The 8,075-nt window shown below is 63.1% G+C and carries 6 protein-coding genes and 4 pseudogenes; 6 read left to right on the forward strand and 4 right to left on the reverse strand.

Annotated features, from left to right (window positions below):
- Positions 1-84 precede the first annotated feature (84 nt).
- The 3 genes and pseudogenes from nth to Q427_RS03985 all read left to right on the forward strand — a co-directional run bounded on the left by nth (position 85) and on the right by Q427_RS03985 (position 2,643).
- A complete protein-coding gene (gene nth / locus Q427_RS03975) occupies positions 85-723 on the forward strand; it encodes an endonuclease III (RefSeq protein WP_043511223.1) in 639 nt (212 codons plus the stop codon).
- A gap of 97 nt (positions 724-820) precedes the next feature.
- Positions 821-1,881: pseudogene (locus tag Q427_RS36705) on the forward strand (hypothetical protein).
- 81 nt (positions 1,882-1,962) lie between these two features.
- Positions 1,963-2,643: a YdcF family protein gene (locus tag Q427_RS03985; RefSeq protein ID WP_231613393.1), complete on the forward strand. Its 681-nt coding sequence runs from the start codon at positions 1,963-1,965 to the stop codon at positions 2,641-2,643.
- 10 nt (positions 2,644-2,653) lie between these two features.
- On the opposite strand, the pseudogene Q427_RS03990 reads toward Q427_RS03985, so the two are convergent.
- The 3 genes and pseudogenes from Q427_RS03990 to Q427_RS04000 all read right to left on the reverse strand — a co-directional run bounded on the left by Q427_RS03990 (position 2,654) and on the right by Q427_RS04000 (position 5,895).
- Positions 2,654-3,660 (reverse strand): annotated as a pseudogene (locus Q427_RS03990) (ArsA family ATPase).
- 236 nt (positions 3,661-3,896) lie between these two features.
- Positions 3,897-4,199, reverse strand: coding sequence for a cory-CC-star protein (locus Q427_RS03995; protein WP_043511226.1), 303 nt, complete (start codon positions 4,197-4,199; stop codon positions 3,897-3,899).
- A 17-nt stretch (positions 4,200-4,216) separates the two neighbouring features.
- Positions 4,217-5,895, reverse strand: a pseudogene (locus Q427_RS04000) (carbon starvation CstA family protein).
- Between the two features lie 336 nt (positions 5,896-6,231).
- On the opposite strand from Q427_RS04000, the gene Q427_RS04005 reads away from it, so the two are divergent.
- Entirely contained in the window at positions 6,232-6,516 is a 285-nt protein-coding gene (locus Q427_RS04005; protein ID WP_043511228.1) for a hypothetical protein, read from the forward strand.
- Between the two features lie 8 nt (positions 6,517-6,524).
- On the opposite strand, the gene Q427_RS04010 is transcribed toward Q427_RS04005, so the two are convergent.
- Positions 6,525-7,202, reverse strand: a complete 678-nt coding sequence (locus Q427_RS04010; RefSeq protein ID WP_043511230.1) for a glutathione S-transferase family protein — start codon at positions 7,200-7,202, stop codon at positions 6,525-6,527.
- Between the two features lie 161 nt (positions 7,203-7,363).
- Between Q427_RS04010 and Q427_RS04015 the strand changes: the two genes are divergently transcribed.
- A complete protein-coding gene (locus Q427_RS04015; protein ID WP_043511232.1) occupies positions 7,364-7,735 on the forward strand; it encodes a response regulator transcription factor in 372 nt (123 codons plus the stop codon).
- Positions 7,735-8,075 (forward strand): annotated as a pseudogene (locus tag Q427_RS04020) (DNA polymerase III subunit epsilon); the annotation flags it as partial. The gene Q427_RS04015 and the pseudogene Q427_RS04020, both read left to right, overlap by 1 nt.

Consider the following 8,075-nt stretch of genomic DNA (forward strand, 5'->3'; position numbering starts at 1 on the left):
CACAGGCGAGCCGGCTGCTCGACGACGCCCGCACCGCCCTCGACAACTCCCCATCACGTTGACCTCCAGAGAACCGGCCCCGAGATGAACGCCCAGAAGCGCCACGAGATCTTTACACGACTGCGGGAGCACAACCCGGAGCCCACCACCGAGCTGAACTGGTCGACCCCCTTCGAGCTGCTGACAGCGGTACTGCTCTCCGCCCAGGCCACGGACGTCGGCGTGAACAAGGCAACCGCCAGGCTATTCCCGGTGGCCAATACGCCGCAGGCGATACTCGACCTCGGTATCGACGGGCTCAAGGAGCACATCAAGACCATTGGCCTGCACAACACCAAGGCCGAGAACCTGATGAAGACCTGCCGCTTGCTTGTCGAGCAGCATGGCGGCGAAGTTCCTTGCACCCGCGCCGAGCTGGAAGCGCTGCCCGGCGTCGGCCGCAAGACCGCCAACGTGATCCTCAACACCGCCTTCGGGAAGCCCACCATTGCCGTGGACACGCACATCTTCAGGGTCTCGAACCGTACGGGACTGGCCAAGGGCAAGGATGTGGTGGAGGTGGAAAACAAGCTGCTGCGCCATGTCCCCAGGGAGTTTCTGCAGGATGCCCACCACTGGTTGATCCTGCATGGACGCTACACCTGCGTGGCGCGCAAGCCGCGCTGCGGCAGCTGTGTCATCGAGGATCTCTGCGAGTTCAAGGACAAGGTCGACATCGCCTGAACCACGACTGCGACCAAGGGCGGTTTTGCATATTCGCGCACGCTATTGGAGGATAGCGACTCTGGAAAGCCGACAATAACAACGACCGAGCCGCTCCATGCGCATCCACGACCGTCCCATTCAAGAACGAATCGAGGCACTGCTCGCCCTCTCCCGGGAGCACGCCGATGCCTTCTGCAGCCCCTCCGCCTGGCTGGCTCGAGAGCGTTATCTTGCCGCTCACCCCACGCGAATCGTGGTGATGAAATGCATGGACGGACGTATTCATATTCCCCACGCCACGCGTACACCGCTGGGTATCATCACGCCCTTTCGCAATCTTGGCGGCATCTTCCATCTCGGCTGGCCCTACCTGGGCGAAATGCTCGCCGATACGGTGTACGAGGCAACTCGCGGCGGCCATGGCGTGCTGATGATCATCACCTATCATTTCTCACGGGGTGAGAAAAATCGCGGCTGTGCCGGCTTTGACTGTGACGCCGAGGCGGCCCTGGCCCATGCCCGCGCGATCCGTGCCCAGGCCGAGCAACTTTTCGGCCATGACCACCGTCATGTCTACCCTCTGGTCTGTGGCTTCGAAACCGACAGCGACGCCTCATCGTGCATGGCGATGACGATTCCCGTCTCGACATGGGGGAACTGAACCTCGCCGATGCTGGCAACCTTGACCGCCGGATCACTGCCCTCTGCCCCGACATGCCATCCGATATCCGTCGCGACCTGCTGCCACTGCTGGAAGGCAATCTGCAGCATGTGGATTCGTTGCGAGGCGTCTCCCGCAAGCTCGATATCGAGCACAGGGAGTGGGTTATCTGCGTGGGCCGCGGCTTCGACTTCCTGCACCTGCCCAATACCGCCTTGATCGTCGGACCCTATAGCCCTGACCTTTCGGAGCCCATCGGCACTGCTGCGGCCATTATCGATGCCAACATGAAGGCAGGCCGCATTCCCGAAGACGGCTTCCTCCTGTTGGCCTCAACCCCCTATCAGGAGGTCGGCGTGGACCGGGCCCGTGCAGAAATGAAATCCCATTTCCTCACGGAATTCGCCATCCAGGTCATTCACCGCGAACACCCTCAGCTGGCCAAGCGCATGCTTCAGCGCACTGCCGTGGTTCATTGGCCCAGTCGCCGGCTGGAACTGCTCAGCGACGTGTGACTCGCCGGAGACCGACATGAGCGACCTGAAATTCCTGCTGCTGCCACCCACCCTCAATGTACTGCTGGTATTGCTCGGCTGATGCTCGGCCTGCGGCGCCTGACCGGTGCCCTGTCGGTGCTGCTGGGCCTGGTCGGGCTGCTGGCACTCTCTACCCCTACGGCCAGTCACGCCCTGCGCCAGGGACTGGAATCCTATCCCGTACCGGTACCCAGCCAGCTGGAGACCGCGCAAGCCATCGTGGTCCTGGGGGGCGGCCGTGACTATGATGCACCGGAGTTCGGCTGGGGTGACGCCCCCGCCAACGCCACCTGGCGGCGCCTTGCCTACGGGGCGCACCTGCATCGCAGCGTCGGCCTGCCGATACTCGTCAGTGGCGGTCGGGTGCACGACGAGCATAGCGCCGAGGCCAGCCTGATGGCGGCAGCGCTGCGCGAGGTCTTCGACGTGCCGGTTCGCTGGCTGGAGGGCGAAAGCCGAAACACCACCGAGAACGCCCGGTTCAGCGCCGACATGCTGCTTGCCGCGGATATCAGCCATGTGACGCTGATCTCCCAGGCTTGGCATCTTCCTCGGGCCGTGGCCGAATTCGAGGCCGCCGGGCTGACGGTCGTCCCGGCGCCGACGGAGTTCGCCAGCCCGCCGCCACAAGGGTGGCACGCCTGGGTCCCCCGGGCGTATCACCTCAACCAGAGCACCCGGGCACTGAACGAATGGCTGGGACAGGCCGTGATAGCACTGCGGGAGAGGCTGCCCATATAGGTGACAGGCGTTAGAAACCCAGCGCCTCCAGCCGATCGGCCAGCCCCTCCAGGACATCGATTCCCTGGACATCGGTGGGAAGCCAGGGGAGCCGTGGCCGCGGGAGCCTCGCCAGTTGGTCATCGATACGTGCCAGGTAGGTGGCTTCCTGCTCGCGGCGCGCGCGCAGGAACTCGCCATCGGCATCGTCGGGTATCACCCGATTCACCAGGGTGCCGGCCACCGGGATTTTCACCGCTTCCAGCGCCTCGACGGCACGCACCGTCTCGAGGATCGGCAAGCGTTCCGGGGTCATCACGAACAGGAAGCTCGTCTCCTGCGGGTTTTCGATACGCCGACGGGCACGGTGGAACAACCGCCGCCGGTCGATCAGGGTACGGGCCACATCCCGCGTCTTCTCATCGAGGTCACTGAGCGGATCTTCCTTGGGGTCGTCGAAGGGCGTCGCCACATCGCGGCCCCGCCTGGGCGTCAGGTGGGACAGAACCTTGCCCAGCTCTTCGGACTTGCGGCTATGGGACAGGAGTCCATCGGTCCAGGCGGCCATTGCCTCCGGTAGCGTCAGCAGCCGCAGCGTATGCCCAGTGGGCGCGGTATCGAAGATGATCAGGTCATAGGGGGCCTCGTCGTCTGTCACCAGCCGCGAGAGCCGCTCCAGTAGCGCCGCCTCCTGGGTGCCGGGGGACTGCCGCGTCAAGCGCATCTGACGCTCCAGCTCTGCCATCATCTCCGGGGCGGCATAGCGTCGCATCTGCTGGGTGACACGGGCCAGGTGCGCTTCGACCTCGATGTCCGGATCGATCTCCATAGCATCCAGGTTCGGGAGCAACCGGCGGGGGATATCGCCCAGCTCCCGGTCGAAGACGTCCCCCAGGCTGTGGGCCGGTCGGTGGAAACCACCAGCACGCGGCGGTCGCGACGCGCCGCCAGGACCGCCAGCGAGGCTGCCACGGTGGTCTTGCCGACACCGCCCTTGCCACCGACCCATAGCAGGCGTTTTTCCAGCAACTCTTTCATGGATTTTCCAGACCAATAACCGGTTGGCAGTTATCCTCGGCTGACCCGTCGACAGGCCTCCGCAGGGGCGCTGTAAATCCCTCCCTGGAAGCGACTTTTTCCTGCTTCGCTCTCGCATCCTGCTCCGCTTGCAGGACCGGTGCTGGCCATCCATCGCCAGCCCGTTCGGAGCAGTGCTCCTCACCCCTGGCAAATGACCTCCTCGATGGCCTGTCCCCGGCGCCCCAGCCGATGCGTCAGCAGCATTTGAAATGATCCAGCGGCGAGCGCTCCATGCCCATGCGGCGGTGCCAGTCGTGGAAGCGTTCGAGCAGCAGCGGCTGCAGCTCCAGGGTGTAGTAGGCGGCCGGATTGGGCACGCCCATCATCTCCGAGAAGACCAGCAGCATGAACAGGTCATCCTCGTCCCGCCGCGCGCGGGCGATCGCGCCACGATAGCGGGAGGCGTAGACCTCCTCGGCGAAGAAACGGGCCTGGCCGAGCCAGGCCCGAATCCGTTCGAGACGAGGATCATGACCGCTGTCATGGTCGTCGTGCATAGGCTAACCCTCCGCTGTCAGTTGTCGCTCTGCTCGGCCATCTCGGCCCGGGAGCGCTTGAGGGCAGACGCGCACTCCATGGCCACCATGATCGCGGCAATCAACACCACGATATCGACGACCAGCAGGAAGTAGTTGCCCTGCTCGAAGAAGGTACGCAGCTGGATCAACAGGGCTGCAATGGTCATCACCAGCAGGAAGCAGAGCGGCACCAGCGTGTACCACATGGGGCGCCGCAGGCGCACCAGCATCACCGTGATGACCAGCAGCGTCAGGCCGGCAAGCAGCTGGTTGGTGGTGCCGAACAACGGCCAGATGATCATGCCGCCGGTGCCATCGGCGCCACCGGCACCGAACGCCAGCAGCAGGCAGCTGCCCACCGCCAGCAGGGTTGCCGGCGCGTTCTTCTTCATCCAGGGCTGGTTATAGATCTCGCCCCACTCCTGGAAGATATAGCGCTGCAGACGCAGCCCGGTATCCATGGTGGTGCCGGCGAACAGCGCTGCCATTACCGTGAGCAGGGTCGCCGCGGTCGCTTCCGGCAGGCCAAGGCCATTGTGGATCATGAAGGCCCCGCCCTCGACGAAGGCCGTAACACCCCCGGCCCCGAAGGCGGTGTACATGGCTTCCCAGTCGGCGAAGGTGGCAAAGCCGGCCGTGGCGGCAAGGATCGCGGCCAGCGCCAGCATGCCTTCGCCCACCGCCCCGAAATAGCCCACGAAACGGGCGTCGGTTTCCTTGTTGAGCTGCTTGGATGTGGTGCCCGAGGAGACCAGGCCATGGAAGCCCGAGATGGCGCCACAGGCGATGGTGACGAACAGCAACGGCAGCATCGAGGGCGTTCCGGCCGGTACGTTGTCGTTGACCATCGGCGCCACCAGGGTCGGATTAAGCAACAGGATGGCACCGTAGAGGACGATCAGGCCGATGAACAGCTGGAGACCGTTGATGTAGTCGCGGGGCTGCAGCAGCACCCACACCGGCAGCAGCGAAGCGATGGCGGCATAGGCGAAGAGGATCAGGATCCATACCGCGTTGCCGGAAAGACCGGCCACCTCGGCGGGCATCTGCAATGGCACCGAAGGGCCAATGCCGATAAGGGCATAGAGCGCAATGACCCCGATGATCGAGACCATGGGCAGGGTCAGCATGCGGCGATAGATCAGCTGTCCGATGATCAATGCGACCAGGATGGCGCCCCAGACCGGAACCACGGCGCTGGAGAAATTCATCATCAGCCCCGCGATCACCACGGCGAATACCGCATTGACCATCAGCAGCACGAGGAAGATCACGATCATGAAGATGCTGCGGGCACGCTTGCCGACCACGTCACCGGTCAAGGCCCCGACGGACTTGGCCTTGTTGCGCACGCTGGCCCAGATGGCCCCGAAATCATGCACACCGGCGAAGAAGATAGTACCCAGGATCACCCAGAGAAAGGCCGGCAGCCAGCCCCAGATCACGGCGATGGCGGGCCCCACGATGGGAGCAGCCCCCGCCACCGAGGTGAAGTGATGCCCCCAGAGTATGAAGCGATTGGTCGGCACGAAGTCGACGCCATCCTCGAACTCGTGGCAGGTGTCCTGAAATCCGGATCCAGCTGATAGATCTTCTCGGCGATGAACTTGGAGTAGATAAAATACCCCGCCGCCATCGCGGCAAGACCCAGGACCAACAATACGATTGCGCTCATTATGGTCGGCTCCTTTGCAAGGATTCTTGGTTCTTGTCGGCTCACATGCTGTGCGAGCGCTGGAGCGTGCAGTATCAGGCACTGCCTGATCTAGGATGAAAGGGACAGGACGAACATCCAGGGTGACGTCGGATCACCCAAAGCCTAGACCAGGAACGGCCATTTTCACCATGCCTGTGCGCGGATGCCACTTCGGGATATCACCCCGGAAAGGTCTTTCCTCACTGCCCACGAGCCTCCGGCAGGCTTCTAGTCCAAGGTCTTAATGGCCTACTCATGGTGGACACGGTACGCTGACATCAATGATCGATCAGCTCCCAGCTTAACGAGACTTCCATGCAAGAGATCCTGCTTCACTTCGCCATGGCCGCCGCCTTTGGTGCCTTCACCGGCTCGCTGTTCCGCCTGACGCGCCGGCCAGGTTATGAGCGCCCCTTCATGTTCCCGGTCGTGGGACTGCTTGGCGGCATCACCGCCTACATGATCTTTTATGTCCTGGCGTCGACCACCGGCGCACCGACCTGGCTGCTGCCCATCCTCATCGTGCTTCAGGTGTGGCTGTGGCTCGGGCCATTGGGACCGAAGTTCCGCAAGGCGGGGAACGGCGATGAAAGTCGCTAGCCCAAACGTCAATTGATCTGAAATTCACCACCCTGCTCTACCGCCTTGCGGTAGCCGTCCCGCGCGCGGCAGCGCTCGAGAAATGCCTGCAGCTTCGGGTAGCCCTCGAGCCCCCCTCGACCAGCCAGGGCGAGCACGGGAAAGCTCATCTGGATATCGGCCGCACTGAAGCTCTCGCCGGCAAACCACGGGGACTCCGTCAGCGCCGACTCCCAATACGCTCTGAGTGAGCGGATTTCCGGCCCCAGAAACTGCTGCTCCACTCCCTTGGCAAACAGCCGCCCTAACGGACGCACCAATGCCGGCACTGGCGGCTTGCTCAGCCGTGAGAACACCAGGCGCATGACCAGCGGTGGCATGGCCGTTCCCTCGGCATGATGCAGCCAGAAGCGATAGCGCTCGTGGGCAGCACTGCCCGGTAAGGGGCGCAACCGCGACTCGGGATCATGTTGATCGAGCAGATACTCGAGAATGGCACCCGATTCAGCCACAACGCGGCCATCACGGCTCTCATCGGAAATGACTGGCGACTTGCCCAGCGGATGAATAGCCTTGAGGGATGCTGGCGCCCGGAGCGTTTGATGGTCGCGTCGATATTCGACCACTTCGTACGGCATGCCGAGTTCTTCGAGCAGCCATAGCACGCGCTGTGAGCGTGAATTCTGCAGATGGTGAACACGTATCATCGAGAGACTCTCTCTGAAAAAAATGGATTCGAATCAGGAAATGGCACCGGTGCACTCCAACGCCCATGCCAGTTTGGCCCAAGGTCGTCTTTGCCGGCATCCCCGCGCCCACTAGACTGATCGGTAACAACGTATAAAAGACACTATATGAGGAGTAGCCGATGGCCAAGGTGCTGGTGGTGGACGATGAACCCAACATCGTTCTGTCGATCGAGTTCCTGATGCAGCAGGCCGGCTTCGATGTGATTACCGCCGAGGATGGCGAAAGCGCACTCGAAAGCGTTGCCGAAACGCCGCCGGATCTGATCCTGCTCGATATCAGCCTGCCCGGCATCAGTGGCTTCGACGTGCTGGAACAACTGCGTAACGATCCACAGCATGCCCGGTTGCCAATCATCATGCTGACGGCCCATGGTCGCGAGGTGGAAAAGGAGAAGGGACTCGCCCTGGGGGCCGACGATTACGTGACCAAACCCTTCTCGACCCAGGCGCTGGTCGAGAAGGTCAAGTCCCTGCTGGCCGAGGATGCCTGATGATGCGTGGCAAGCTCCCCAGGCGCCAGCGCCTGATCGGGCTGTGGCTGCTTCTCAGCGGTATCAGCATCTTTGGCGGCGCCATCTTTGCCGCCTGGCTGGATAGCCTGTTCCAGCCCCAGGGGCTGGCCCGGCTGGTGCTCTGGCTGGGTTGCTTCTCCGGTGGTGGCACCATCTTCCTGGTGGGTTTGCTGCTCGAAAGAATGCTCTTCACCCCCTTGCGCCACCTTCAGGTCCAGCTCGCTCGCCTCGTCGCCAACCCCGACGCCCGCGAGGACTACCCTCCGAGGSCTGGCTGCGCGGGTTGGGGCCCGACCTCATGCGGGTCCGCGAGGCCTGG

This window comes from Halomonas sp. BC04, from assembly GCF_000568385.1.

What these genes read in the sequence shown, in the direction of transcription:
- nth (WP_043511223.1), top strand. Translation starts at nt 85, where the DNA reads ATGAACGCCCAGAAGCGCCACGAGATCTTTACACGACTGCGGGAGCAC.
- Q427_RS03985 (WP_231613393.1), top strand. Translation starts at nt 1,963, where the DNA reads ATGCTCGGCCTGCGGCGCCTGACCGGTGCCCTGTCGGTGCTGCTGGGC.
- Q427_RS03995 (WP_043511226.1), bottom strand. Translation starts at nt 4,199, where the DNA reads ATGCACGACGACCATGACAGCGGTCATGATCCTCGTCTCGAACGGATT.
- Q427_RS04005 (WP_043511228.1), top strand. Translation starts at nt 6,232, where the DNA reads ATGCAAGAGATCCTGCTTCACTTCGCCATGGCCGCCGCCTTTGGTGCC.
- Q427_RS04010 (WP_043511230.1), bottom strand. Translation starts at nt 7,202, where the DNA reads ATGATACGTGTTCACCATCTGCAGAATTCACGCTCACAGCGCGTGCTA.
- Q427_RS04015 (WP_043511232.1), top strand. Translation starts at nt 7,364, where the DNA reads ATGGCCAAGGTGCTGGTGGTGGACGATGAACCCAACATCGTTCTGTCG.